This is a genomic window from Caballeronia humi, from assembly GCF_001544475.1.
Classification (GTDB): Bacteria; Pseudomonadota; Gammaproteobacteria; order Burkholderiales; family Burkholderiaceae; genus Caballeronia; species Caballeronia humi.
Map to the genome: position 1 here is coordinate 73,264 of NZ_FCNW02000008.1, position 25,504 is coordinate 98,767.

Annotated in this window: 21 protein-coding genes; 3 read left to right on the top strand and 18 right to left on the bottom strand. The window is 64.9% G+C overall.

Annotated features, from left to right (window positions below):
• Positions 1-93: 93 nt before the first annotated feature.
• Positions 94-1,434, bottom strand: coding sequence for an MFS transporter (locus AWB65_RS11090; RefSeq protein ID WP_200821700.1), 1,341 nt, complete (start codon positions 1,432-1,434; stop codon positions 94-96).
• Positions 1,435-1,582: 148 nt separating this feature from the next.
• On the bottom strand, positions 1,583-4,075 hold the full coding sequence (locus AWB65_RS11095) for a PAS domain S-box protein (protein WP_087667210.1): 2,493 nt from the start codon (positions 4,073-4,075) through the stop codon (positions 1,583-1,585).
• Between the two features lie 423 nt (positions 4,076-4,498).
• On the opposite strand from AWB65_RS11095, the gene AWB65_RS11100 reads away from it, so the two are divergent.
• Positions 4,499-5,542, top strand: coding sequence for an ABC transporter substrate-binding protein (locus AWB65_RS11100; protein ID WP_200821701.1), 1,044 nt, complete (start codon positions 4,499-4,501; stop codon positions 5,540-5,542).
• Between the two features lie 7 nt (positions 5,543-5,549).
• The gene (locus AWB65_RS11105; RefSeq protein ID WP_087667211.1) at positions 5,550-7,229 is read left to right on the top strand and encodes a GMC family oxidoreductase; all 1,680 of its coding nucleotides are present in this window, start codon (positions 5,550-5,552) and stop codon (positions 7,227-7,229) included.
• A 134-nt stretch (positions 7,230-7,363) separates the two neighbouring features.
• On the opposite strand, the gene AWB65_RS11110 is transcribed toward AWB65_RS11105, so the two are convergent.
• The 6 genes from AWB65_RS11110 to AWB65_RS11135 form a co-directional block, all read right to left on the bottom strand.
• Positions 7,364-8,791, bottom strand: a complete 1,428-nt coding sequence (locus AWB65_RS11110) for an aldehyde dehydrogenase family protein (protein WP_087667212.1) — start codon at positions 8,789-8,791, stop codon at positions 7,364-7,366.
• A gap of 24 nt (positions 8,792-8,815) precedes the next feature.
• Positions 8,816-9,610, bottom strand: coding sequence for an ABC transporter permease (locus tag AWB65_RS11115; RefSeq protein ID WP_087656963.1), 795 nt, complete (start codon positions 9,608-9,610; stop codon positions 8,816-8,818).
• Complete coding sequence (locus AWB65_RS11120; protein WP_235007589.1) at positions 9,607-10,473, bottom strand: ABC transporter permease; 867 nt, start codon at positions 10,471-10,473, stop codon at positions 9,607-9,609. The genes AWB65_RS11115 and AWB65_RS11120 overlap by 4 nt, the downstream gene beginning before the upstream one ends.
• A gap of 38 nt (positions 10,474-10,511) precedes the next feature.
• A complete protein-coding gene (locus AWB65_RS11125) occupies positions 10,512-11,828 on the bottom strand; it encodes an NAD(P)/FAD-dependent oxidoreductase (RefSeq protein ID WP_087667214.1) in 1,317 nt (438 codons plus the stop codon).
• 4 nt (positions 11,829-11,832) lie between these two features.
• On the bottom strand, positions 11,833-12,543 hold the full coding sequence (locus tag AWB65_RS11130; RefSeq protein WP_087667215.1) for an HAD-IA family hydrolase: 711 nt from the start codon (positions 12,541-12,543) through the stop codon (positions 11,833-11,835).
• Between the two features lie 68 nt (positions 12,544-12,611).
• A complete protein-coding gene (locus tag AWB65_RS11135) occupies positions 12,612-13,688 on the bottom strand; it encodes an ABC transporter ATP-binding protein (RefSeq protein ID WP_087667216.1) in 1,077 nt (358 codons plus the stop codon).
• A 101-nt stretch (positions 13,689-13,789) separates the two neighbouring features.
• On the opposite strand from AWB65_RS11135, the gene AWB65_RS11140 reads away from it, so the two are divergent.
• The gene (locus AWB65_RS11140) at positions 13,790-14,761 is read left to right on the top strand and encodes a LysR substrate-binding domain-containing protein (protein ID WP_087667217.1); all 972 of its coding nucleotides are present in this window, start codon (positions 13,790-13,792) and stop codon (positions 14,759-14,761) included.
• A gap of 5 nt (positions 14,762-14,766) precedes the next feature.
• Here AWB65_RS11140 and AWB65_RS11145 read toward each other — a convergent pair whose 3' ends face one another.
• From AWB65_RS11145 to AWB65_RS11190, 10 genes are all read right to left on the bottom strand, one after another.
• Positions 14,767-15,111: a helix-turn-helix transcriptional regulator gene (locus AWB65_RS11145; protein WP_200821705.1), complete on the bottom strand. Its 345-nt coding sequence runs from the start codon at positions 15,109-15,111 to the stop codon at positions 14,767-14,769.
• Positions 15,111-16,262 carry an NAD(P)/FAD-dependent oxidoreductase gene (locus AWB65_RS11150; RefSeq protein ID WP_087667219.1) on the bottom strand — a complete coding sequence of 384 codons (1,152 nt, stop codon included), beginning with the start codon at positions 16,260-16,262 and terminating at the stop codon, positions 15,111-15,113. Before AWB65_RS11150 ends, AWB65_RS11145 begins: the two co-directional genes overlap by 1 nt.
• Positions 16,259-17,635 carry an FAD/NAD(P)-dependent oxidoreductase gene (locus tag AWB65_RS11155; protein ID WP_087667220.1) on the bottom strand — a complete coding sequence of 459 codons (1,377 nt, stop codon included), beginning with the start codon at positions 17,633-17,635 and terminating at the stop codon, positions 16,259-16,261. Before AWB65_RS11155 ends, AWB65_RS11150 begins: the two co-directional genes overlap by 4 nt.
• Positions 17,620-17,934 carry a (2Fe-2S)-binding protein gene (locus tag AWB65_RS11160; protein ID WP_087667221.1) on the bottom strand — a complete coding sequence of 105 codons (315 nt, stop codon included), beginning with the start codon at positions 17,932-17,934 and terminating at the stop codon, positions 17,620-17,622. Before AWB65_RS11160 ends, AWB65_RS11155 begins: the two co-directional genes overlap by 16 nt.
• Complete coding sequence (locus tag AWB65_RS11165; protein ID WP_087667222.1) at positions 17,931-19,760, bottom strand: ABC transporter ATP-binding protein; 1,830 nt, start codon at positions 19,758-19,760, stop codon at positions 17,931-17,933. The genes AWB65_RS11160 and AWB65_RS11165 overlap by 4 nt, the downstream gene beginning before the upstream one ends.
• Positions 19,757-20,716 (bottom strand): ABC transporter permease, encoded by a 960-nt coding sequence (locus AWB65_RS11170; protein WP_087667223.1) that lies wholly within the window; start codon positions 20,714-20,716, stop codon positions 19,757-19,759. The genes AWB65_RS11165 and AWB65_RS11170 overlap by 4 nt, the downstream gene beginning before the upstream one ends.
• The gene (locus AWB65_RS11175) at positions 20,713-21,669 is read right to left on the bottom strand and encodes an ABC transporter permease (protein WP_087667284.1); all 957 of its coding nucleotides are present in this window, start codon (positions 21,667-21,669) and stop codon (positions 20,713-20,715) included. The genes AWB65_RS11170 and AWB65_RS11175 overlap by 4 nt, the downstream gene beginning before the upstream one ends.
• Before the next feature lie 67 nt (positions 21,670-21,736).
• Complete coding sequence (locus AWB65_RS11180) at positions 21,737-23,356, bottom strand: ABC transporter substrate-binding protein (protein ID WP_087667224.1); 1,620 nt, start codon at positions 23,354-23,356, stop codon at positions 21,737-21,739.
• Between the two features lie 52 nt (positions 23,357-23,408).
• Positions 23,409-24,683: an NAD(P)/FAD-dependent oxidoreductase gene (locus AWB65_RS11185; RefSeq protein ID WP_087667225.1), complete on the bottom strand. Its 1,275-nt coding sequence runs from the start codon at positions 24,681-24,683 to the stop codon at positions 23,409-23,411.
• Between the two features lie 31 nt (positions 24,684-24,714).
• Positions 24,715-25,383: a haloacid dehalogenase type II gene (locus AWB65_RS11190; RefSeq protein WP_087667226.1), complete on the bottom strand. Its 669-nt coding sequence runs from the start codon at positions 25,381-25,383 to the stop codon at positions 24,715-24,717.
• Positions 25,384-25,504 lie beyond the last annotated feature (121 nt).

The window sequence follows — 25,504 nt, forward strand, 5'->3', positions numbered from 1 at the left end:
AGATTGTCTTGCTTCGAAAACTGCAAGCGCGGCTGGCCGATTCTTCGATCGAGTCGAGCCTTCTCTCAGGCCAGAACAGCTAGATAACGAACATCAATGCGCCGCCGCAAGATTGCGATCGATCACATCGCCACTCGTGCGAATCGCGATGACCGCCAGCAGCGCCGCGACGAGCGGCACAGCCAGCGCCATATAGAACCCGCTTGGACCGCCAAGCGCGAGCACGCTGCCGCCTACTGCCGAGCCCGCGATCGCGCCGACGCGCCCCATGCCGATGGCCCAGCCTGTTGCGGTGGCACGCAGCGTCGTCGGATAGGCGCCGACCACGAGATAGTTGAGCGCGATCTGCTGACCGCCGATGCCAAGCCCCGCCGCGCCTGCCAGCACGAACACGAGGTCCCACGACGTACCCGCATAAGAGAGCCCGATCGCAATCGCGATGCCCAATGCGAGGAGCGCGATCAGCAGGCGCCGCGTGTTGATCCTGGGCAGAAGAATGGAAAGCGGAATCGCGCAGACGATGAAGACCGCGTTCACGACCACCGTTCCCATCGGCGCTTGCGCGGCGGGCAGACCTGCGGCCTTGAGGACCGTCGGCAGCCAGGAGAGCAGCATGAACCACGCGATCCAGTTGAAGAGATAGACACCCCAGATCGCGATCGTGTTGCGTGCGTTGCCATGCTTGAAGAGCGCCCCAACGCTTGCGCGCGACGCCGCCGCTTCCGGTGCCTTGAATACGATATCGGCGGGCAGCGTTGTGGGTATGATCCGGCTCAGCGTCTTGCGCACCGTCTGCATACCGTTCGTGCGTGAGCGGCTAACAAGGTAATTGAGCGATTCGGGCAGCGCGAAATAAAGCACGACGAGCAGCACGAGCGGCGCCGCGCCGCCGACGATGAACACGCCCTGCCATCCGATGACCGGCATCATGCGCGCCGCGAGCAGACCGCCCAGCATCGCGCCCGCGGGCAGGCCCAGCAGCACGCCCGTCATAATCGCGCCGCGATGCCGCGCAGGTCCGAATTCGGCGGCAAGCGCGAGCAGCACGGGCGTGCAGCCGCCCATGCCGAGCCCGGCAATGAAACGCAGGATCAGTATCTGGCTGGTGCTTCCGGCAAATGCGGTCAGCAGCGAGGCGACGCTAAAGAGCGCGACACCGCCGAGCAAAGCCGGGCGCCGTCCCGCGCGGTCGCCGAGGAGGCCGAGCGTCATCGCGCCGATCGTCATGCCGAGCGTGCCTGCGATCAAAATTGGCGCAAGGTCGCCGGGCCGAAGACCGAACGCCGCAACGATCGCGGGGCCGGTGTATGCAATCGCCTGGGTATCGAAACCGTCGAAAAGCGTCGTGGCGAAGCACAGGGCGAAGATCATCCATTGGTACGGGCGGATCGGCTCCCGGTCGATCAGCGACGATACGTCGAGTGCGGTACTCATTGTGTCTCCGTGCGTTTGACGCGTTGTTCTGGTTGGCTTGATGGATCACTGCCGGGCCAGAATAGGCGAGCCAAACACACGCCGTCCAATACTGATCGAGTCTCGCACCATACCCCAGAGGCATGGTGCGAGTTCAGCAGACGCTGACTTAACGCACGGCGCGCGCCAGCACGCCTTCGAGTTCGGGCAGATCGACCGGCTTGACGAGATGCGCGTCGAAACCGGCCGCCTGCGTGCGCGCGATGTCCTCATCGGAGCCGAGGCCCGTCATCGCCGCAATGATCACGCGCTCGCCGCATAGCGCACGCATCCGATGAATCACGTCGAAGCCGGTCATGCCGGGCATCGAGAGATCGAGCAGCACGACCTGCGGCGTGCGGCGCTCGAATTCCTCGAGCGCGCCGGGGCCGTCGTATGTTGCACGGGACGTGTGCCCGAGCATTTCGGCGAGCAGCGTCATGCTGTCGGCGGAATCCTTGTTGTCATCGACGACGAGCACGTCGAGCTGCTGGTTCTTCGCCATGTCCGCTGGCGGCGGCGCGATGGTTTCGCGCGATGGCGCCTGTGCGAGCGGCAGCCACAGGCTGAACGTGCTGCCCGTCCCCGCGCCGTTGCTGCGCGCTTCGACGTGTCCGCCATGCAACTCCGCGATGGCCCGCACGAGCGTGAGGCCGATGCCAAGCCCGCCCTCATCGGGATGCGCGCCCGGTGCATGCTCCTGCACGAAAAGATCGAAGACCCTGTCGAGCGCTTCGGCGGAAATGCCGCGACCGTTGTCGATGATCCGGATCACGAGCGCGTTCGCATGCGCCCCGGTCTGTAGCGAAATCGCCGAACCGACCGGACTGAACTTCGACGCATTGTTCAGCAGATTGTTGAGCGCCTGCACGAGCCGCGTCACGTCGCCCCGGATAAAGAGCGGTATGCCGGCGCCCTCCACGACAAGCCGCTGCTGCCGCTCGTCGACGAGCGGCTGGCTCGCCTCGACGCTCAGTTGCACGATATCCGCGACGTTGACGGTCTCGCTCGTCAGGCGAATCTTTCCCGAACTGATGCGGCCCGCGTCGAGCAAATCGTCGACGAGCTTTGTCAGATGCGCGAGCTGCCGATCGACGATCTGGCGGCTCCTCACGACGTTCGCATCGTCCGATGCCTGCACCTTGAGGATGCTCACCGCATTGCGTATCGGCGCGAGCGGGTTGCGCAACTCGTGCCCGAGGAGCGCGAGGAACTCGTTCATCCTGCGGCTCGACGCTTCCAGTTCCTCCAGCCTGCGCCGCGCGGTCATGTCGCGCGTGATCTTGACGAAGCCCTGCTGCCGCCCTTCGCCATCGCGCAGCGCCGTCATGATGACATGCGCCCAGAACGCCGAGCCGTCGCGCCGCACGCGCCAGCCCTCTTCTTCCACGCGGCCGCTCGCGGCCGCCTTGCGCAGCTCTTCGCCGGGCATGTCGCGGTTAAGGTCGTCGGGCGAATAGAACATCGCGATGTGCCGGCCGACCACTTCATCCGCCACGTATCCGAAGATCGCGCGGGCGCCGTCGTTCCACGACCGCACGAAGCCGTCGTGGTCCAGCATGTAGATCGCATAGTCGCTGACCGAATTGATCAGCGAGCGCAGGCGCTCATCGGCCTCGGTGGCGCGGCGGCGGTCCGTGATGTCGTGCACGAAGCAGGTGAACTGGCGCTGGCTCTCGAACCAGACCTCGCTGATCGTGAGTTCGGCCGGGAATTCGGAGCCGTCGCGGCGCAACGCGGGCAACTCGACGCGCTTGTTGATCATGCGCGCCTCGCCCGTCGCGAGATAGCGCGTGAGGCCCGCGCGATGCGCGTCGCGAAAGCGCTCGGGCACCAAGAGCGCCGCGAGTTCCTTGCCCACGGCGTCCTGCGCGCGCCAGCCGAACAGGTTCACCGCCGCGTTGTTCCAGTCGACGATCATGCCCGCCTCGTCCATCGAGACGAAGGCAACGTGCGCGTTTTCAAGCACGGTGCGCCGCCGCCTCAGCGCATCGGCGAGCTTCTTCTCGTACTCGATGCGCAGCGACGACTCGACCGTGAGATTCGCGCTGACGCTTTCATTCTGCCTCTGCAGCGCCTCGTTCTCGGAGGCGACCTCTTCCCGCGCGATCGTCACCGCGATGCAGGCGCAGAACGCGTCCAGAATGCCGACGTCGGTGGCCTTGAAGTAATCGACCTTGCGCGAAATCAGCTTGAGCACCGCGACCGATCGTCCTTCGCAGACCACCGGCGCCACGACCATCGATATCGCACCCACCGCTTCGCAAGCCGCGCGGTCTACGCGATGATCGGTGGACGTATCGCGGCAGATGAGCGCCTGTTGCCGCGTGATGCATAGCCCCGACAGGCTTCCGCTCGCCGCAAGCCGCGTGCCTATATGACGTGCTGCCTCGCCGCTCGCCGCGCGGTAGACGAGTTCCTCGCCGTCGATCCATTCGACGACAGCGGACGCGACGCCCGATACTTCCTTGAGCGTGTCGGTGACTTGCTGCAGATAAGGACCGAGTGGCAATTTGGAGTGCGCGAGACTCGCAAACGCCGAGAACCACCTCTGAAAGTGCGCCTGCCGGCTGCGCTCCGACTGCTTTTCCACTGGTGACGAAGCCTCGTATTGGAAGCGCATGGTCCGTTCCGTTGTTATTGATTGAACCGCACTGCATTTTGCCGCGAGCGCGATCCACCCCGCGCAATTGTTCTGGAGAGTGTGATTGAAACAGAATGCGCGCGCAAACGTTTGCGTTCATCGATTAGCGCGAATCATCGAATAATTTCATCTGGGAGATTTTTACCGCCAAGCAGGTAATTTAAACCGCATGATCAAGCTTGCCATAACATGACGTCATGGGGCCTCAAACAATTCCGGCGTTGTCGCCAGCATATTGACTCACTATATTTTTAGTGACGACGCTAAAGCGGAGACAAGACGGCGCGTCGTATCTTCGCATATCGTCGCCGTTGCCGCTTTGCTGCCGCTACGCCCAGGCTGCGCCAAAAAACAGCATTACATCGACGAACTTTTTTGCCCAACCGTCTCGAGGACAAAGTCGTGATAACAAAGCCATTGTTGCGCCCGCTTGCCGCCGCACTAATCTTGGGCATTGCGAGCCATGCGCCCGCGTTTGCCGCCGGCAAGATCACCTTCGTCTCGCAGGGCGGCACGTATCAGGAAGCGCAGACCAAGGCCATCCTCGACCCGGCTGCCAAGCAGTTGAACATCACGATCAACCAGGAAAGCATTCCGGACGCCTGGCCGCAAATCAAGGCGCAGGCCGCGACGGGCAAGCCCATTTGGGACGTCGTCGATACGCCGACGTCGAACTGTCTGCGCGGCGGCCGCGAAGGGCTGCTCGAAACGCTCGACTTTTCGAAGATCCCTAACGCGGCCGCGATGCCCGAGAAGTACCGCACGCCGTACTCGGTCGCGTACGAGTTCTATTCGACCGTCATCGGCTATAACAAGAAATCGCTCAAGAAAGTACCGCAAAGCTGGGCCGATTTCTGGAACGTCAAGGCGTTCCCCGGCACGCGCGCGTTGCGCAACGATCCGCAGACGGTGCTCGAAGCCGCGCTGCTCGCCGATGGCGTCTCGCGCGACAAGCTCTATCCGCTCGACGTCGATCGCGCGTTCAAGAAGCTGCAGCAGATCAAGCCGGACGTGACGGTGTGGTGGACGTCGGGCGGACAATCGGCGCAACTGCTGCACGACGGCGAAGTCGACATGACGATGATCTGGAACGGCCGCGCGAGCGCCGTGCGCAAGGACAATCCGGACGTCGACTTCACGTTCAACGACGGCATCCTGCAGAACACGCAGTTGTGCGTGCTCAAGAACGCGCCGAATCTGCCGGAGGCGATTCGCTTCGTCAATGCGGCTGTGTCGCCCGAACTGCAGGCGAACTTGCCGCTTTATATCGACTATGGTCCGGGTAATCCGGCGGCCTTCAAGACCGGCAAGATCGATCCCAAGCGTGCGAGCGAATTGCCGAGTTCGCCGGAGAATGCGGCGAAGCAGGCGTTGATGTCGGAGGATTGGTGGGCATCGGAAGCCGGTGTGCAGGCCAAGGCGCGGTGGCTCAAGTTCATGCAGTGAGCGGTCTTTGACCGACTATCTGATACTCGGCGGCGGCTCGGCCGGCTGCGTGCTGGCCGCGCGTCTTTCCGAAGATGCGGGCAAGACCGTATGCCTCGTCGAGGCCGGCCGCGACATCTCACAGGCGAACATGCCCGCCGCGGTGCGCAGCCGCTATCCGGGGCGTGCTTACCTCGATACATCGAACATCTGGAAGAGACTACAGGCGCGCATGAGCACGTCGTCTGCGGCACCAAGGCGCTATGAACAGGCGCGCCTGCTCGGCGGCGGCTCCGCGATCAACGCGCTGATGGCGAACCGCGGCGCTCCCGCCGACTACGACGAATGGGAAGCGCTCGGCGCCAAAGGCTGGAACTGGTCCGCGTGCCTGCCCTACTTCCGCAAGCTCGAAACCGATTGCGACTTCGGCGGCGAGTTGCACGGCACGAGCGGTCCGCTGCGCATCCAGCGCGCAGCGTGGGACCGCATCTCGCCGTTCGTGCGCGCGGTGCTCGGAACACTCGACGCGCGCGGCCACGTCCGCCGTGATGATCAGAACGGTCCGTGGGAAGATGGAACGTTCATCGGATCGATCGCGGTTAGCGATGCGGGCGAGCGCATCCCGACTTCTGTTTGCTATCTCGACGACACCGTGCGCAAGCGTGCCAACCTGACGATTCGCACGGGGCACGTTGTCGAGCGCGTGTTGTTCGAGGACAAGCGCGCGGTGGGCGCGAGTGTCATCGGCGGGAATGGCGAGCGTGAGGTGCTGCGCGCCGCGCGTGTGATCGTCTGCGCGGGCGCAATTCATAGTCCCGCGCTGCTCATGAGAAGCGGCATCGGTCCGGCTGATGATCTTGCCGCGCTTGGTATCGATGTGGTTGCCGATCGCGCCGGGGTCGGTGGCAATCTGATGGAGCATCCGTCGATCGCGGTGTCGGCGTTTCTGCCGCGCTCGGCTCGCACACCGTTTCCAGAGGAGCATCATGAACAGGCTATCGTGCGGTTTTCTTCGGGCGTGCCCGGGACGGTTTCGGGCGATATGCACGGTGCGATCCTATCGCGATCAGGGTGGCATTCGGTCGGTTATCGGCTGGGGACGATATTCTTTTGGGTCAACAAGTCGTACTCGCGCGGGCGCGTCAAGCTGACATCGACCGATCCTCACGATGAACCCGCCGTCAACTTCAACATGCTCTCGGATTCCCGAGATCTTGAGCGCCTGAAGCTTGCGTTGCGCTTCGGCGCCAAGACGCTTGGTGATCCGATGATGGCAGAGCATCGTGGGACGCTGTTTCCGTCGAGCTATTCGCCGCGTGTGGCAAGTGTCGCGGTGCCCGGCACCTGGAATGCTTTGCAGCGCGGAGCGCTTAGCGGCCTGCTCGATATTGCCGGGCCGTTGCGTGGTTGGCTCGTGCGGCGCGTTGTCACGCAAGGTGTGACGTTGCGCGACCTGCTTGCCGACGACAGCGCTTTGACGCACTTCGTGACGCGTTCCGTGGGCGGCACGTGGCATCCGGTGGGGACTTGCCGCATGGGTGCCGCTGATGATCCGCTCGCCGTTTGCGATGCGCGTGGGGCGGTGTATGGCGTCGAGGGGCTCCATGTCTGCGACGCATCGTTGATGCCATCGATCCCCTGTGCGAATACGAATGTGCCGACGGTTATGGTGGCTGAGAGGATCGGGGATCTGTTGCTGGCCGAGTGATGACGGCGCACGGGATGCGGTCGTTTAAGACCATTTAGCGCGCTTAGGCTTCCAAGGAATTGGCATTTTTAGCGTTCTATCGATCGCTAAGAAAATGATCTCCGTCGAAGCCCAGGCGCCCCAACGTCGCAACGCTAGCGCCCAAACCCTACTAAAGCCTTAACCTCCAAAAACGCCTCAAGCCCCCATTCCCCATACTCGCGTCCGTTCCCTGACTGCTTGTAACCGCCGAACGGCGCCCCTGCATCCCAGGACGGGTAATTCAAATACACGCTCCCGGCCCTAAGCCGAAATCCCACCCGCCGAGCCCGCTCCGAATCCCCCGACTGAACATAAGCCGCGAGCCCAAACGGACTATCGTTAGCGATGGCTACCGCTTCATCCTCATCGCGATAGGGCATGATCGCGAGCACAGGCCCGAAGATCTCGTCACGAGCGATCGTCATCGAAGGCTTCACGTCTGCAAAAACCGTGGGTCGCACGTAGTACCCGCGCTCAAGCCCCTGCGGCCGTCCCAAGCCACCCGCCACGACCCGCGCCCCTTCACCGATCCCGATCGCGATCAACCGCTGCACGCGCTCGAACTGCACATCGCTGACAACCGGCCCCATCGTCGTAGCAGCATCGTCGGCAGGCCCGACCCGATGCGCCTCGGCCGCCCGCCGCGCAATCTCGACCGCTTCATCATGCCGAGCTTCAGGCACGAGCATCCGCGTCGGCGCATTGCACGACTGGCCGCTGTTGCCAAAGCACGAGTTGACCCCCGCCGTCACCGCCGCTTCGAAATCGACGTCATCGAGCAGGATATTCGCCGACTTCCCGCCCAGCTCCTGATGCACGCGCTTGACCGTCGGCGCCGCCAGCTTGGCGACTTCGATACCCGCACGCGTCGAGCCAGTGAACGACACCATATCGACATCCGGGTGCGCCGCAAGCGCCGCACCGACAGTCGGCCCGTCGCCGTGCACGAGATTGAACACGCCAGCCGGCACGCCAGCCGCATCGAGAATCTCCGCGAACAGCACCGCATTGAGCGGCGAAACCTCGCTAGGCTTGAGCACCATCGTGCAACCCGCAGCAATCGCTGGCGCAGCCTTGCAGACGATCTGATTGATCGGCCAGTTCCACGGCGTGATCAGCGCGACGACTCCGACCGGTTCATGATTGACGAGCGTCGTGCCCTTCATGCGCTGCCATTCGAACGTTTCGCACGTGCGGATCAGTTCCTCCAGATGCCGCCTCCCGATGCCCGCCTGCCACGCATGCGCCATCGCTTTCGGCGCGCCGATCTCGCGCGAGATGATGTCGCCCATCTCGTCGTGCCGCGCGAGAAACGCATCGAGGATGCGTCGGATCAGCGCGAGACGCTCGGCGGGCGTCGTCATCGAGAACGAGGCGAACGCGCGTTTCGCGGCGGCGACAGCGCGATCGACGTCGGCAGGCGTGCCCATCGCGACTTCGGCGAACGCTTCCTCCGTACACGGATCGACGACGGGCAAGCGGGCCGTGCCGGACGGCTCGACCCACGCGCCATCGATATAAAACTTCAGTGCGTTATTCATGCAGCAGGTATCCAGAAAGAAGGTTCAGGCCCGCGCCGCCGAAGAGCGGCGGCTCACCACGACGATCATGACGAGGCACAGCGTCAGCGCAGTCAGCATCGTACTGATCGCGGCGATGGTCGGATCGATTTCGTCGCGCAGCGTGACGAACATGCGGCGCGTGAGCGTCTGGTTCGAACCGCCGGAGATGAACAACGCGACGACGGTTTCATCGAGCGCCTGGATGAACACGAACACCGCGCCCGAAATCACGCTTGCCTTGATCTGCGGCAGCGTCACCGTCATGAAGCTGCGAAAACGGTTCATGCCGAGACTGCGCGCGACCATCTCCTGCGTGCGGTCGAACGTGCGCAGATCGGCGCCGACGGAGATCAGCACATACGGCAGCCCGAGCATCGTATCCGCGACGATCAGCCCGCCGAGCGTATTCACGTATCCCGCCTGCGAATACACGAAGAACACGCCGACCGCGACGATGATGATCGGCACCATCAGCGGCAGCATCAGCAGCGTGCGCAGGTAGCGCATGATCCAGTGCGTGCCGTTCTGGATCGCGTACGCGGCGGCCACGCCGAGAGGCGTCGCGATCAGTGCGGCGCATACGGACGCGGTGAGCGTCGTGCGGGCGGCGTCGATCCACGCGGGGTTGTCGAAGAACGAGTGATACCAGCGCAGCGAGTACGCGGGGGGCGGGAACGTCATGAAGCGCGTATCGGAGAACGACAGCGGCACCACGATCAATATCGGCACCATCAGGAACACGAGGATCAGCGCGACCACGGCACCAAGCACGATCCGTCCGAACGAGAGCTTTTTCATTTCGCGCCCAGGGTCTTTTCGAGTGGCACAACGCGGCTCGCGGCATAGAAGATCGCGAACACGCAGATCAGCAGCACGACGCTCACCGCGCTCGCTGCGCCCCAACTGTTATAGATCTCGACGTTGCGACTCACCACCATCGACACCATGATCGACTTGCCGCCACCCATCAGCTCGGGCGTGATGTAGAAGCCAAGACACAGCACGAACACGAGCGTGACGCCCGCGAGCACGCCGCTCATCGAGAGCGGCAGGAACACGCGCAGGAACACATGCAGCGGCGAGCCGCCCAGGCTCGCACCGGCTTGCGAGAGATTCGGCGGGATCTTCTGCATCGCGGAGTAGAGCGGCAGGACCATGAACGGCAGAAGGATATGGACCATCGCGATGATCGTGCCGAACTGGTTGTACGCGAGTTGCACCGGCCGGTCGATCAGGCCGGACGCCAGCAGCGCTTTATTCACGAGACCGGTGCGCTGAAGCAGCACGAGCCACGCGTAAGTGCGCACGAGCACGCTCGTCCAGAACGGCAAAATCACCATGCCAAGGACGAGCGCGCTCAGTTTCGGCGGCAGCGAGGCCGCGAAGTACGCGACGGGATAACCGAGCAACAGCGTGACGACGGTCACGATGATGCTCAGCTTGAAGGTCAGCAGGAAGGTGTCGACGTAAGCGCCCGTGAACATGCGCCGATAGTTCTCGAACGTGAAGCCGTCGTGCCAGATCGATTGCCACGAGAGCCACACGAGCGGGACGAGCAGCAGCACGACGATCACGAGGAGCGCCGGCGTCATGAGAAGAAGCATCGTGCGATCCTCGCGGCGCTGATAGCGAACGGATGGATCGGACTGGGTTGCCTGCATCAGGGAGGGTCCTTGGAGAATCCGCTTGGCGGTCGTCATCATGCACCCACGGCGTCGAGGAACTGATACCACGCCGCGACGAGTCTCACACCCGGCGCGCGCAGCGAATGAAACGGCACGGGCCGCAAACCGGGCGCCGCGAGCAGCGCCAGCTCGGGCGTCTCGCCGAGCGCGAGCGCCGCGGCGTGCTGACCCAGCAGGCTCGCCATCGCGACCCCCGCTCCGTTATACCCCAGACAAAACGTCGTGGCATCATCGCTTCTGCCGACATGCGGCAGCGAATTGAACGTCATGCCCACGTAACCCGACCAGCGATACTCCACGCGCACGCCGGCCAGCTCCGGAAAGAGGCCGACCATCGCGCGTTGCAGCGCATCGAAGCCGGTCATCTGGCCTTCCTTGCCGAACGCGTCGCGGCCGCCGAAGAGCATGCGGCCATCGGCCTTGCGGAACCACTTCATCATGCGCCGCGTTTCGGTGTAACTGCGGTTTTCCACCATCAGGCGCGCATCGAGTTCGGCGGGCAGGCGCTCGGTCGCGATCATCGCGCTGCGAAACGGCACGAGTTCACGCTGATATTTCGATGTCGCCGAGGTCAGGTCCGAATACGCATTCGTCGCGACGATCACCTGCTTCGCGCGCACCGTGCCGCCCGGCGTGCGCAGCGTGACGCGCGTGTCGCCAGCGGCGCGGCGCATTTCCAGAACGGGCGTCGATTCGTAGATCGGCACGCCGCGCGCCGCGATGCCGCGCGCGAGTCCGCGCACGTATTCGAGCGGCAGGATCGTGCCGGCATCCGCACTCAGCACGCCGCCGACAAAGCCCTTCGACCCCGTCTCGCGCGTCACGTCCTCGCGCGAGAGCACGGTCATCGACGTATCGCCGAGCGCCTGGCGGACCCAGTCGGCTTCGGCACAGATTGAGGCAAGCGCACGCTCCGTGTGCGCGCAACGCAGGCTGCCCGTGTGCTCGAAGCGCGCGCGCTCCAGCTTGAATTCATCGACGAACGATTCGACGACGCGCACGCCATCGTGCGCGAGCCTGTGCATGCGTTTCGCCGTCTCGATGCCGTGCAGCTTGTCGATCGTCGGAAACGACAGCCTGAACTTCGACGACACCACCCCGCCATTGCGTCCGCTCGCGCCCCATCCGACAGGGTTCGCGTCGAGCACCACGCACTCGACGCCGCGCTTTTGCAGCGCATACGCGGCGGCGAGTCCCGAATAACCCGCGCCGATCACCGCGACCTCGACATCGATGTCACGCTCGAGCGGCGCGCCTTCGGGCGCGGGACCGGCCAGCGCCCGCCAGAGCGAATCGGGCTGCGGCCTCGAAGGTGTCGTCGGCGCGAGCATGCGTTCAGGCCGCGCGGGCTTCGGCTTCGACGGCGTCCGCGAGCGCGGCGAGCGTCGGGAACGTGAAGGTCGGCGTCGTGACGGCTTCGGGCACCGGCGTCGCGCCGAAGCCCTTCAGACCCTGGCGGCGCTCGATCCAGCACGTCGAATAACCGAGTTCGGTCGCGATGCCGATATCGTGATACTGGCTCTGCGCCGTATGCAGGATCTCGCCGAACTTGAATCCGAACGCTGCCTGACGGCCGCGGTTGTATGCGAAGAATTGCGGGTCGGGCTTGGCGACGCCGGTTTCATCGGCGCAGACGGAGTCGTCGAACGGATCGCCGAGCGTGTGCGCATACGCCGACAGCGCGACGCGATCCGCGTTCGTCATCGCGACCAGTCGATAGTGCTTGCGCAGGCGCTTCAACGCCGCGACCGAATCCTCGAACGCGGGCCATTCGAGCACGTCGCGCTGGAAGGCGGCGGCCGATTGCGGATCGTCGGGCAAGCCGAGTTCCTTTGCGAGCGATAGATACACATTCGCCATTTCATGGCTCGACCGGCCGGGATACGTCGCGCGGCCGCGCATGTACGGCTCGAAGATCTGGTCGTCGGTCAGGTCCTTCGCCGCCGGGCCGCCGAGGCGCCGCACCGAGGCGAGCACGCCCGCTTCGAAGTTGATCAGCGTGCCGACGACATCCAACGTCAGGACCTTGAAATCGGTGAGCTTCATGAAATCATCCTTGTGCAGTTTGCTTTGAATCGGGAGAAAGAACGCCCGCGCGCGGGCAGCGGAAAAATTCAGGCAGGCACGACGATCGTGTCCTGTGGATCGAGCGTGACGCTCATCTGCGCGCCCGGTTGAGGAATGCGCTGGCGCGCATCGTGGCTGCCGGGCTGGCGCAGGCTGATCGCGGTGCCATCGGCGAGCACGGCGAAAACGCGCAGACTCTCGCCCTGGTACAGCACCTCGGTGACGCGGCACGACAGGCGGTTCATGCCGTCGCGGGCTTCGCCGCTGTCGATCACGAGCTTCTCGGTCTGCACCGCGAGCAGCAGCTTGTCGCCGCGCGGCAGCGGGTGCGCCGTGCGCAGAACCGTGTCGCCGAGGCGCACGGCGTCGTCGCCGACACGCGTTACGTCGAGCAGCGTCGCCTCGCCGATGAAGCTCGCGACGAACGCATCGCACGGACGGTCGTATAAGCGCTCGGGCGTGTCGATCTGCACGAGGCGGCCGTTCTTCAGCACGGCGACGCGGTCGCTCATCGTGAGCGCCTCGCGCTGGTCGTGCGTCACATAGACGATGGTCGCGCCGAGCTTGCGATGCAGCCGGCGCAATTCGATCTGCATGGTTTCGCGCAGTTGCTTGTCGAGCGCGGAGAGCGGCTCGTCCATCAGGATCAGTTGCGGCTCGAAGACCATCGCGCGGGCGAGCGCCACGCGTTGCCGCTGGCCGCCCGACAACTGGCCGATGCCGCGATGCTCATAACCCGAGAGTTCGACCATCGCGAGCGCATCGGCGACTTTCTTCGCCCACGTCGATTTCGGCTGGCGCCGCGCGCGCAGCGGAAAGGCCACGTTCTCGCCGACGCTCATGTGCGGAAAGAGCGCGTAGTTCTGAAACACGATGCCGATGTCGCGCTTGTGCGGCGGCGCAAATGTAATGTCGCGATCGCCGACCCAGACCGCACCCGAACTCGGCTGCACGAAGCCGCCGAGAATCCCGAGCAGCGTCGTCTTGCCCGATCCGGAAGGCCCGAGGAGCGACACGAACTCGCCCGGCTCGATTTCGAGCGATACGTCGTCGAGCGCGACTACGGGGCCGTAGCGCTTCGCTGCCGATCGGATCGAAACCCCTGTTTTCGCTCGTGCGTCCATTGCGTTTTGTCTCGCTGGTAAGGCCTGCGTTGAAGAAAATATAGGCCGCCATGTTTTTGGCGGCAATTCCCAAATTGTTGGATCAGGCATAACATCAGGTCATGCCCAATCTCCGAAAGAAACTGCCGAGCGCCAATGCGCTGTTCGTGTTCGAAGCGGCCGCGCGCTGCGGCAATTTCACGCGCGCCGCACAGGAACTGTATGTCAGCCAGCCCGCCGTGAGCCGCATGCTCGCCCGCATGGAAGACCATCTCGGCGTGCAATTGTTCGAGCGCGTGAGGGGCGGCATCGAATTGACGGAGAACGGGAAGATCCTTTATCGCAAGATTTCGGAGGGGTTCAACGGCATCGAGGGCGCGATCCGCGAGATCGAGGCGCGTGCGACGGGCGTCGAGTCGGTGACGCTCTCGGTGTCGACGGCGTTCACGACGCACTGGCTGATGCCGCGCATGAGCCGGCTGAACGGCGCATTCCCGACTGTCGATTTGCGGTTTCAGTTGATTTCAGGGCGCATCGGCGGGCCACTCGTCGACGTCGATCTCGGCATGCGCTTCATGCGCGAGGACGAAATCGGCGAGAACAGCGTGCTCGTGATGCCCGAAACGCTGCTGCCCGTGTGTAATCAGCGCTATCACGAGACGGCGGGCACGGAGGCGGCCCGCGAACACGGCGACACGGTAATCGTGATGGACGACGGCGAGCGCGGCTGGCACGACCGCTTTTCCGCTTTCGCCGCACACGGAAGGCATGCGGCAAGCATGCTGAGCTTCAATGATTACGCGATCGTGGTGCAAGCGGCGCTGCTCGGGCAGGGCATCGCGCTCGGGTGGCTGAACGTGGTCTCGCACTGGCTGTCGGAGCGGGCGCTCGTGGCCGCGGAAGAGGAAATCGTAGTGACGAACCGGCGCTGCTGCCTCGTGTGGCCGGAGAACCGGCCGCTACGGCCGATCGTCGCCGATGTGCGCGACTGGATCATCGAAGAGACGCGCGCGGATATGCGCACGGTGGATCGGGCGTATCCTGCGCTCGGCTTGCGTGAAGCGCTGGGAGACGCGGGGCTCGTGCTGGGGTGAGCGTTTCAGCCGGCCTTCACCGATCGCGCGCTCTGCAAAAACGAACTCGGGGTCATCCCGCAAAAGCGCTTGAAATGCCGCGCGAAATGGCTTTGGTCAAAAAAACCGACTTCCGCCGCGACGACCGAACCCGGCACGCCCGCGAGCAGCAGCGTCTGCGCGCGCCGGATGCGCACGCCGCACAGATACCGGTACGGCGACAACCCGACCTGCTGCCTGAACACGGTCGCAAAGCGCGAGACGGACAGCGCCGAAAGCTCCGCAAGCTGCGCGAGGCGCACGGGTTCGTCGAAATGCGCTTCGATGAACGCGAGCGCGTCATCCAGCGCGGCCGCTGATTTCGCGGGCATCATGTCGAAAGCACCGGAGTCTGCGGCGCGGCGGCGAAGCGCCTGATGGAGAACGGATCGAGCGGGATCGGCGTGCGGCCGGTATCGGCGAGTTCGGCGAGCGTCTCGCCCACACCCGGTCCGATCTGGAATCCCGACCCGCTGAAACCGAACGCGTAGAACAAGCCATCGACTTTCGAACTCGGGCCGATCACCGGTTCCGAATCCGGCAGATAGCTCTCGACGCCGCTCCACACGCGAATCACATTGAGCGGCGCGAGCGACGGTACGAGCCGCCGGAACTGCGCGATCTGGCCGACGGTATTGCGCGGCACAACCGACGCGCGACGCGTGACGGCATCGGCGGGACCGGCCGGGCCGCCGCCGAGGATGATGTTGCCGCGCGGAATCTGGCGGAAGTACACGCTCTCCTCCTTGACCGACGTGTACACGCCCATCGACGACTTGAACACATACGGCACCGGCTCCGTCACGGCCATCTGCGGTCCGCGCGCTTCAAGCGGCACCGGCTCGCCGAACTGCTGCGTGAGCGCGCTCGCCCACGCGCCCGCGCAGATCACAAGCTGCGCCGCGCGATACACGTCGCCCGCCGCGCTCTCGACGCGAAAGCCACCGCCGTCCTTCTCGACGCGCACGATCTCCGTGTTCTCGACGATCCGCGCGCCCAGCCGCGCCGCCGCGCGCGCGAACGCGGGGGAGGCGAGACGCGGGTTCGCGTGACCGTCGAACGGGGAGATCGAGGCGGCCAGCACCTCGCGTCCGAGGAAAGGAAAGCGCTCGAACATCGCCGCGCCGTGCAGGACTTCGAGGTCGAGACCGTAGGCGCGGGCGTCGGCGGCGTAGCGGTCGAAATACTCGGCGTCGTGTTCGTGATAGCAAACGCGCGTGTGGCCGGAGGCCAGAAACTCGACGTCCTCGTGCAGCAGTTCCTTCGAACGGCGCCACGTTTCAAGCGCGCGGTTCGCCATCGCGAGTTGCGGCAATGCGCGCCCTTGCCGGCGGATGCCGCCGAAGTTGACGCCGCTCGCCTGCTGGCCCGTGAGGCCGCGTTCGAGCAGGATCACCGAACGCTCGCGACGCCGCAGGAAGAACGCCGTCGACGTGCCCATGATGCCGCCGCCGATTACGATCACGTCGGCTTGCTCGCTCATTGCGTGTTCTCCACTTCTTGCTCCAGCGCCATCGGCAAAGGCTTGACGGGCGCCTGTCCGCGCAATCGTCCGACCGATGCCAGCGGCACGCGCGCTTCCGCCGCGATCACTTCGGCGCCCGCATGCGTGCAGAATCGCCCTTGGCAACGCCCCATGCCGACGCGTGAAAATGCCTTCGCACGATTCGCTTCCTGTGCGCCCGTTTCGCGCACGACGCGTCGCAACTCGCCCGCCGTGATCGCTTCGCAGCGGCAGACGATCGTTTCGTCCGGCAACGCGGAAGCAAAGCGCGCGGGCCACGGAAACGCCGCGCGCAAACCTGCGGCGAAGCGTGTGAAGCGTGCGAGTTCGGCGCGCAAGCCTTCCGCGCCTTCGGTTTTCACACCTGCGTCATTCAGTGCAGCCAGCGCCGCCAGCCGTCCGGAGCACTCGGCGGCATCGGCGCCGCGCACGCGCGCGCCGTCGCCTGCCAGATAGACACCCCTCACCGTGCTGCGGCCGTCTTCGTCGATATGCGGGAGCCATTGCTGCGCGTCGTCATCGAAGCGGAATTCGCAGCCGGCGAGATCCGCGAGCTGCGTCTCGGGGCGCAAGTGATAGCCGAGCGCGACGGCATCGCACGCGACTTCGAGCTTCGTGCCGCTGGTCAGCCCGACCTGAACGCCCGTCACGCCGTTCTCCGCCGAGCCCATGATTTGCGAAGGTGTCACGCCACGATGAATCGGCACACGCGCCTTCTTCAACACGCCGATCAGCGCGACGCCCTTTCTCAAGGCCGCCGGTATCGCAAGCAATCCCGGCAGCGCGCGCAGACGCTGCATCGCAGTCGATGTATCGAGCACCGCCGCGACCGTCGCGCCCGCCTTCACGTACTGCGCGGCGAGGAGGTACAGCAGCGGCCCGGTGCCCATCAGCACCGTGCGCGCGCCGATCGCGCAGCCCTGCGACTTAAGCGCGACCTGCGCGCCGCCGAGGCTGTACGTCCCCGCCAGATGCCAGCCGGGCACGGGCATCAGCCGGTCGGTCGCGCCGCTGCAAATGATCAGCGCATCGAAAGCCAGTTCGCGATACCGCGTGCCGCTCACGAGATGTACGCTCTTCGGTCCGATGTTCCAGACGAGCGTCTCGGGCAGATAGTCGATACGACTCTTGAGGGCGTCGAAGTCGCGATGCAGCGACGCCGCGCGCTTCGCCTCCGTGCCATAGAGCGCCTCATAGGAACGCGAAAACCCTTCCGGCTGCCGTCGATAGATCTGCCCGCCGTCGCGCCGTCCCTCATCGATGACGGTCGGCCGCAGCCCTGCCTCGACCAGCGCCTGCGCGGCGCGCACGCCCGCCGGTCCGCTGCCTATCACGATTACGCGCGCGGCCATACGCCCTCCCCGGCCGTCGCGAGTCTTGTCACGATCGACATGCCGGGCGCGGCAGGCGTCGTGCAGGCGCGCACACGCGTGCCGTCTGCCGTCCAGACCCAGCAGTCCTGGCAGGCGCCCATCAAACAGAAGCCCGCTCGGCGTCCATCGCCGAATTCGGAATCGCGTAACGCGTTCTGCGACGTCAACAACGCGACCATCAGCGTGTCCCCTTCGGCAGCTTCCGCGCGCGCGCCGTCGATGGTGATCGCGAACGTCCTGCGCCCTTTTTCCGCGACGCGTACGAAACGTCCACTCATGCGGCCACCGTATCGACGGTCTGCATCCGGTTCAGCTCCTCGATCGAGTGATGGCACAGAATTTCGGCGCCCGAAGGCAGCTTCCTGAGCGACGGCGGCGTGACGTTGCATCGTCCGTCGATGCGCACCGGACAGCGCGCCCGGAAGCTGCACAACTCGGCGACGTCGTGACTTTCGCCCATCGCCGGGAGCGCCGTGCTCGCGATCAGGCGACGCGCGTCGAGCCAGCCCGGCTGCAACGCGGGCACCGAATCGACGAGCAGGCCCGTGTACGGGTGATACGGCGGCGCGGCGAGCACGTCGCGCTGGCCCGCTTCGACGCGCTGTCCCGCGTACAGCACGATCACTTCATCGCAAATCGCGCGCACGGTGGAAATGTCGTGGCTGATGAACATGTAAGACACGCCCAGCTCGCGCCGCAGCTCCGCGAGCAATTCGAGGATCGCCGCGCCGACGACCGTATCAAGCGCGGAGGTCACTTCGTCGCAAAGAATGAGCGCGGGATCGGCGGCGAGGGCGCGCGCGAGATTCACGCGCTGCTTCTGCCCGCCCGACAACCCGCCCGGCTGGCGTTTCGCAATCGATGCGGGCAGCTTCACGAGATCGAGCAGTTCGAGCATGCGCTTTTGCGCGGCGGCGCCCGTCAGGCCGTGATAAAAATTCATCGGCCGCGCGAGAATATCGGCGATCGTGCGGCTCGGGTTCAGCGCGGTATCGGCGTTCTGGAAGACGATCTGGATGCGCCGGTATTGATCGAGCGTGCGCTTGCTCAACTGCGCTGGCAGCGGCTTGCCGTCGAGCAGCACCTCGCCGCGCGCCCGGTCGACGAGACCCGCCACCACGCGCGCCAGCGTCGTCTTCCCCGAACCGGATTCGCCGATCACGCCGAGCGTGCTGCCGCGCGGGATGCGCAGGCTTACATCGTCGAGCACGCGCACGGCGGGCACGCCGTTGCGATCGATGCGTCCATAGCCCGCGCTTAAGCCGCGGATTTCGAGAAGCGGCGGCGCCGCTTCCTGCGCAACCGGCGCGAGTTCCGGCTCCGGACGGCGCGTCGCGGCGAGCAATTGCTGCGTGTACGCATCGACGGGCGCATCGAGCACCTGCGCCGTCGCGCCGTTCTCGCGCACCGTCCCGCCGTTCAACACGACGATGCGGTCCGCCATCTGCGCGACCACTGCGAGATCGTGCGACACGTACACCGCCGTCGTGCCCAGTTCGCGAATAACCTTCTTGAACGCGGCCAGCACTTCGATCTGCGTGGTGACGTCGAGCGCGGTCGTCGGCTCGTCGAACACGACGACGGCCGGGTCCGTAATCAGCGCCATCGCCGCCATCAGGCGCTGCAACTGCCCGCCTGACACCTGGTGCGGATAGCGCGCGCCGATCGTCTCCGGCGCGGGCAACGCGAGCGAGCGGAACAGCGCAATCGCTTTCTCGCGCGCGGCGGCGGGCGACATCAGCTTGTGCAGGAGCGCGGGCTCGGTCACCTGGTCCATGATCGTGCGCGCCGGGTTGAAACCGGCCGACGCGCTCTGCGCCACGTAAGCGACGGTGCGCGCGCGCAACGCGCGGCGTCCGCGCTGATCGAGTGCGAGCACGTCCACGTCGCCGATCCGCACCGAGCCGCCCGCGATCGAGCATCCCGAGCGCGCGTGGCCGAGGAGCGAGAGCGCGATCGTCGTCTTGCCCGAACCCGACTCGCCGATCAGCGCCAGCACTTCGCCCTTCTTCACCGAGAAATCGACGCCCTTCACGATTTCGATTACCGGATCGGGCGCGGCGCCCGCGACCACGCGCAGGCCCTTCACTTCGATCATATTCATTGCGCGGCTCCCTGCCCACGGCCGCCACGGCGACGCAGGTTGTCGATCAAGAGGTTCACGCCGATGGTCAGCGTGGCGATGGCGACGGCCGGCATCAGCACGGCGGGCGCGCCTTCGGACAATCCGCCGATGTTCTCGCGCACGAGCGAGCCCCAGTCCGCGTTCGGCGGCTGCACGCCCAGGCCGAGGAACGACAGGCCGCTCAGCAGCAGTACGATGAAGACGAAGCGCAGGCCAAAGTCGGCGAGCATCGGATGGATCATGTTCGGCAGCACTTCGACGCGCGCGATATAGAACAAACCCTCGCCACGCGCCCGCGCCACCTGCACGTATTCGAGCGTCATCAGGTTGACGGCGAGCGAACGCGAGATGCGGAACGCGCCGGGGATATAGGCGAGCGCGGCGACCGCCGTGAGCATCGTGATCGACGATCCGAACGCCGCGATCACCACGAGCGCGAGCACCTTGCTCGGGATCGAGATGAGCGCGTCGAAGAGACGGCTCAGGATTTCATCGACCCAGCGGCCCGACACCGCCGCGAGCAGCCCGAAGAACGTTCCGATGCAACTCGCGAGCACGGCCGCCGCGAGCGCGAGCCCGACCGTGTAGCGCGTGCCGTAGAGAATGCGGCTCAGCATGTCGCGGCCAAGGTAGTCGGTGCCGAGCGGGTAGGCGGAACTGTACGACCCGAAGATGTCGATCGAAGTCAGCGCGCCGCCTTTGTACGGCGCGACCAGAGGCCCGATGAACGCGACGACGAGCCAGAACACGACGATCACGAGCCCGATCAGGCCGAGCACCGAAAAGCGATGAACGAGGCGCTTCAGGAGGCCGCGTTTCTCGACCGGCCGGATTTCGGGTAGCGGCTCTTGCAGCGCGGGCGAGACGTGCTGCGCGTCGTTATCGGACACGGCGTATAGCACGGTTGCGGCATGGGGTGTGGCGGGTCGGTTCATCGTTGACGCAGCCTCGGGTTGGAGACGATTTGGCACAGGTCGGCGATCAGCACGAGCGCGAGATACGCCACGCAGAACACCATCACGCAGCCCTGCACGAGCGGCATATCGCGGTTGGTGACGGCATCGACCATCAGGCTCGCGAGCCCCGGATAGTTGAAAATCGATTCGACGATCACGACGCCGCCGAACAGATACGACAGAGAAAGCGCGACGGCATTGGCAATCGGGCCGATGGTGTTGGGCAGCACGTGGCGCAGCACGACGCGCATCGGCGAGGCGCCTTTCAGGATCGCCATCTCCACGTACGACGCGTTCAGCTGATCCAGCACGGCGGCGCGCGTCATGCGCGCCATCTGCGCGACGATCACGCAGCAGAGCGTCATCACGGGCATCGCGTAGATGCGCAAGAGCCCCCCGAACGACGACACCTCCGACAGATACGACAGCGCCGGCAGCCAGCGCAGCTTCACCGCGAAAATCAGCACGGCGATCGTCGCGATCAGGAACTCGGGCACGGCGACGGTAGAGAGCGTGAGCACGTTCAGCGTGCGATCGAGCAGCGAGCCGCGAAACATCGCCGACGAAATGCCGATCACGAGCGCAATCGGCACGGAGACGAGCGCGGTCAGTCCGGCGAGCACGAGCGAATTCGGCAGACGCGTGGCGATCAGTTCGCTGACGGGCAGATTGTTCGACAGCGACGTGCCGAAATTACCGCTCACGATATGAACGAGCCACTGGAAGTAGCGTTGCAGCGCGGGCTGGTCGAGCCCGAACTGATGGCGCAGCGCCGCGACGGCCTCGGGCGTGGCCGCCTGTCCGAGCGCCTGTTGCGCGGCGTCGCCGGGAAGCAGGCCGGTGATCGCGAACACGACCGCCGACACCAGCAGCAGCGTGAGCAGCGCGAGGCCGAGGCGCGCGGCGATGAGTCGTTGCGCGTGTGCTTTCATCGGAAACGCCTCCTGGGTTGAGACCGCGCGCCGCGAAAGCGCGGCGCGCGCTGTGACGAAAACGGCCTCAGGCTTCGAGCCAGACATTCTCCGCGAACGCGAAGCCCATCAGGCCCGCGAGCGGCACCGAGCCGAGACCCTTGAGCTTGCTCGTGTAGGCATCGAGCGAGCTCTGGAACAGCGGAATGCCGATGCCGCCCGACTGGTTCACGAGCACCTGCATGTCGCCGTAAATCTTCTTGCGCTTGGTGTCGTCCGGTTCGCCGCGAGCCGCGATCAGCATCTGGTCGAACTGCGGGCTCTTCCAGTTGGCTTCGTTCCACGGTGCGTCGGACTTGAAGAACTGCGTGAAGATCACGTCCGCGCTCGGGCGGCCGTTCACCGACCCGAAGCCGAGCGGATGCTTCATCCAGTGATTCGACCAGTAGCCGTCGGCGGGCACGCGCGTCACTTTCAGGTTGAGCCCCGCTTGCGGCGCGACCTGTTGCAGCAGCATCGCCATTTCGACCGAACCGTCCGCTGCGGGCGATGCCACGATCTCCACCGGCGCGCTGCCGAGCTTCGCCTTCTGGAAGTGGAACTTGGCCTTCTCCGGATCGAAGGCACGTTGCGGGAGGCCCGCCATGTAGTACTTGTTGGTCGGATCGATCGGCTGGTCGTTGCCGATCGCGCCGTAGCCGCGAAACACCGCGCGGCGGATCTGCTCGCGATCCATCAGGTACATCATGCCGCGGCGGAAATCGTCGCTGCCGGTGATGCCGCCTTCGTCGCGCACGATGAGGTCGGTGTACGTCCCGGTCTTCGTTTCCAGCACGCCGAACCCCGGCGTGCCCTTGATGCGCTCCGTCGAGCGCGCGCTCACCGCGTTGATCAGCTGCACGTCGCCGGAAAGCAGCGCGTTGACGCGCGCCGGTTCGTCGCCGATGCCGATCAGTTCGATCTCGTCAATATACGGCTTGCCCGGCTTCCAGTACTTCTCGTTCCTCACGCCAACCGTGCGCACGCCCGGCGAGAATTCCTTGACCTTGTACGGGCCCGTGCCGACCGCCGTCTTGAAGTCCTTCGTGCCGTCCTTGATGATGAGGAAGTGCGAGGTCGCGAGGATCACCGGCAGGTCGGCGTTCGCGCCTTCGAGCGTAATCGTCACTTCGTTCGGGCCGGTGGCCTTCACGTCCTTGATCTGGTCGGCGAGCGTCTTTGCCTTCGATGCCGTCGCCGGGTCCTTGTGGCGCATGATCGAATAGACGACGTCGGCGGGCGTGAGCGACTTGCCGTCATGGAACTGCACGCCGCTGCGCAGCTTCACGACCCACACGGTCGCGTCCTTCGTTTCAAGCGATTCCGCGAGACCCATGCGCGCGCCGAGATGCGAGTCGAGTTCGGTCAGGCCGTTGTAGAACATGTTGGCGCGGACGTAATCCGTGCCGAGCGCGCCCTTCGCGGGATCGAGCGTATCGGCGGCCGAGGCCGACTGCGTCGCCACGCGGATCTTGCCGCCCTGCTTCGGTTTCGCCTGCTGGGCGAAGGCACCGCCGCTCGCGGTGAGGAGGCCCGCGCCCGTCATCGACATCAGTCCGCCAGCGGCCATCGCACGCAGGACGTCGCGCCGCGAGGCGCCGCGTCGAGTCAACTCGTCGAGCCGGATGCCAGCGTTGGCGACTACGTCAAGCGATTTGTCCTTGGTCATGAAACTTCTCCGCGTGAGGGGTGCTATGGGTTTTATGTAATCTGTTTCTGTTTCAATAAAAGACGTCTTTGATGCGGTAGTACGTGCCGACGAGCGGGAGGAACCACGGCTTGCCCGTGTGCCCCGGAATCGCGGGCCAGTCGAATTCGCGCCACGGATTCGCGTCCGCGTTGCCGCCGATCACATCGGCCATCACCTGCCCCATGTGCGTCGCCATCTGCGTGCCGTGGCCGCTGTAACCCATCGAGAAATAGATGCCGTCGTGCTGGCCGGCGCGCGGCAGGCGGTCGGCGGTGATATCGACGAGACCGCCCCAGCAATAGTCGATGCGCGCATCGCTCAACGTCGGGAACATCGCCACGAGGTTCTCTTGCAGGATGCGGCCGCTTTTCGCATCGGAAGGCTGTTCCGATGCCGTGAAGCGTGCGCGGCCGCCTAAAAGAAGCCGCGAATCCGGTGTCACGCGGAAGTAGTTGTGCATCAGTCGGCTCGTCGTGTACGAGCGGCGCTGCGGCAACAGGCGCGCGAGTTCGGCGGCCGGCAGCGGCTCGGTCACGACGATGAACGAACCCACCGGCGCGAGCCTTCGCCGATACCAGCCGAACGGGCCATGCCGCGACGGGCCCGTCGCGACCAGTACTTGCTTGGCGCGCAGTTCGCCGCGCGCGGAGGCGATGCGGTACGCGCCGCTATCTTTTTCGATCGACGAAACCGATGCGTTTTCAAAAAGCCGCGCACCGTTGCGCGCCGCTGAATTGGCGAGGCCCACGGCGAACTTGCCCATATGCATCTGGCCGCCATGCTTCTGCAACAAGCCGCCGTAAAAGCTGTCCGACTGCACTTCGCTGCGAATCCGGTCGCGGCCGATGATGTCGATATCGGCATCGACTTCGCGGCGGATCAGTTCCGCCGTCTTTTCCAGGTGTTCGAGGTGATGCGGCTTCGCGGCGAGCTTGAGCTTGCCCGAAGCGAGATAGTCGCAATCGATCTGCTCGTCGCGAATCAGGCGCTCGACGGTTTCCACCGCCGATGCATATGCGCGATAACAGCCGCGCGCACGATCGGCGCCGAGTTGCGCATAGAGCGCCACGTAGTCTTGCGCCACACCCGTGTTGCACTGCCCGCCGTTGCGGCCCGACGCGCCGCCGCCCATGCGGCCCGCGTCGAGCACGGCCACCGACGCGCCGCGTTTCGCGAGCGCCAGCGCAGCGGACAGGCCGGTGAAGCCGCCGCCGATCACGGCGACATCGACTTGGCCTTCGACCGGTCCTTCGCTCACGAGCGAGCAGGTGGGCGCGGTGTCGAGCCAATAGGAATCGAGCTTCATCGGGTGTCCCTGAGCGTTGGCGTGGCGGGTCTTACAGGCCGAGCAGCGTCGCGAGGCCGGGGATGTCGTCGACTTCGTGGTAGTCGTAGTAAGGCGTCGACGGTTCGTGGCCGCGCTTGACGAACGCCTTATGCTTGATGCCCATGTCGTGCGCGGTCATCAGGTCGTAGCGCAGGCTCGACGACACGTGCAGCACGTCTTCCGGATTGCAGTTCAACTGGTCGAACATGTACTCGAAGCCCTGCATGCGCGGCTTGTACGACTGCGCCTGCTGCGCCGTGAAGACCTTGTGGAACGGCGCACCGAGCTTGTCGACGTTGCTCTGGATCTGATCATTCGACGCATTCGACAGAATCACCAGCTTGTACTTCTTTGCGAGACGCGACAAGCCTTCCGGTACGTCCGGATGCGGGCCCCAGGTCGGGACGGCGGTGTAATATTTTTCGGCTTCGGCTTCGTTGAACTCTACGCCCATGCGTTCGCAGGTGCGGCGCACCGAATTCACGATCACGTCGCGATACGGCTTCCATGCGCCGAGCACTTCGTCGCGGCGATAGCCCGAGAAGAACGCGACGAACTTCTCCAGCTCCGCGCCCTGCAGACGGTCGCCGTACATTTCGCGTGCCATGTCGGCCATGCGGAATTTGGTCAGCGTGCCGTAGCAGTCGAACGTGATGTACTTCGGCTCGAAATCGATCATGATGAAGGTCCTATCGTTGTTTTGAACCCGTCGTCGGGTTCAGTGGCGAAAACAGGAAAGCTCATTCCTGTGGAAGATTTAAACAGCGCAAAAAGCAGGGGTGTCGTTGATTCGGGGCCTG

Bases quoted from the DNA above. Each gene is read 5' to 3' on its own strand.
- AWB65_RS11120 (WP_235007589.1), bottom strand. From the start codon at position 10,473: ATGCAGGCAACCCAGTCCGATCCATCCGTTCGCTATCAGCGCCGCGAG.
- AWB65_RS11190 (WP_087667226.1), bottom strand. From the start codon at position 25,383: ATGATCGATTTCGAGCCGAAGTACATCACGTTCGACTGCTACGGCACG.
- AWB65_RS11095 (WP_087667210.1), bottom strand. From the start codon at position 4,075: ATGCGCTTCCAATACGAGGCTTCGTCACCAGTGGAAAAGCAGTCGGAG.
- AWB65_RS11180 (WP_087667224.1), bottom strand. From the start codon at position 23,356: ATGACCAAGGACAAATCGCTTGACGTAGTCGCCAACGCTGGCATCCGG.
- AWB65_RS11170 (WP_087667223.1), bottom strand. From the start codon at position 20,716: ATGAACCGACCCGCCACACCCCATGCCGCAACCGTGCTATACGCCGTG.
- AWB65_RS11145 (WP_200821705.1), bottom strand. From the start codon at position 15,111: ATGCCCGCGAAATCAGCGGCCGCGCTGGATGACGCGCTCGCGTTCATC.
- AWB65_RS11115 (WP_087656963.1), bottom strand. From the start codon at position 9,610: ATGAAAAAGCTCTCGTTCGGACGGATCGTGCTTGGTGCCGTGGTCGCG.
- AWB65_RS11175 (WP_087667284.1), bottom strand. From the start codon at position 21,669: ATGAAAGCACACGCGCAACGACTCATCGCCGCGCGCCTCGGCCTCGCG.
- AWB65_RS11140 (WP_087667217.1), top strand. From the start codon at position 13,790: ATGCCCAATCTCCGAAAGAAACTGCCGAGCGCCAATGCGCTGTTCGTG.
- AWB65_RS11135 (WP_087667216.1), bottom strand. From the start codon at position 13,688: ATGGACGCACGAGCGAAAACAGGGGTTTCGATCCGATCGGCAGCGAAG.
- AWB65_RS11130 (WP_087667215.1), bottom strand. From the start codon at position 12,543: ATGAAGCTCACCGATTTCAAGGTCCTGACGTTGGATGTCGTCGGCACG.
- AWB65_RS11160 (WP_087667221.1), bottom strand. From the start codon at position 17,934: ATGAGTGGACGTTTCGTACGCGTCGCGGAAAAAGGGCGCAGGACGTTC.
- AWB65_RS11090 (WP_200821700.1), bottom strand. From the start codon at position 1,434: ATGAGTACCGCACTCGACGTATCGTCGCTGATCGACCGGGAGCCGATC.
- AWB65_RS11165 (WP_087667222.1), bottom strand. From the start codon at position 19,760: ATGAATATGATCGAAGTGAAGGGCCTGCGCGTGGTCGCGGGCGCCGCG.
- AWB65_RS11125 (WP_087667214.1), bottom strand. From the start codon at position 11,828: ATGCTCGCGCCGACGACACCTTCGAGGCCGCAGCCCGATTCGCTCTGG.
- AWB65_RS11110 (WP_087667212.1), bottom strand. From the start codon at position 8,791: ATGAATAACGCACTGAAGTTTTATATCGATGGCGCGTGGGTCGAGCCG.
- AWB65_RS11155 (WP_087667220.1), bottom strand. From the start codon at position 17,635: ATGGCCGCGCGCGTAATCGTGATAGGCAGCGGACCGGCGGGCGTGCGC.
- AWB65_RS11150 (WP_087667219.1), bottom strand. From the start codon at position 16,262: ATGAGCGAGCAAGCCGACGTGATCGTAATCGGCGGCGGCATCATGGGC.
- AWB65_RS11185 (WP_087667225.1), bottom strand. From the start codon at position 24,683: ATGAAGCTCGATTCCTATTGGCTCGACACCGCGCCCACCTGCTCGCTC.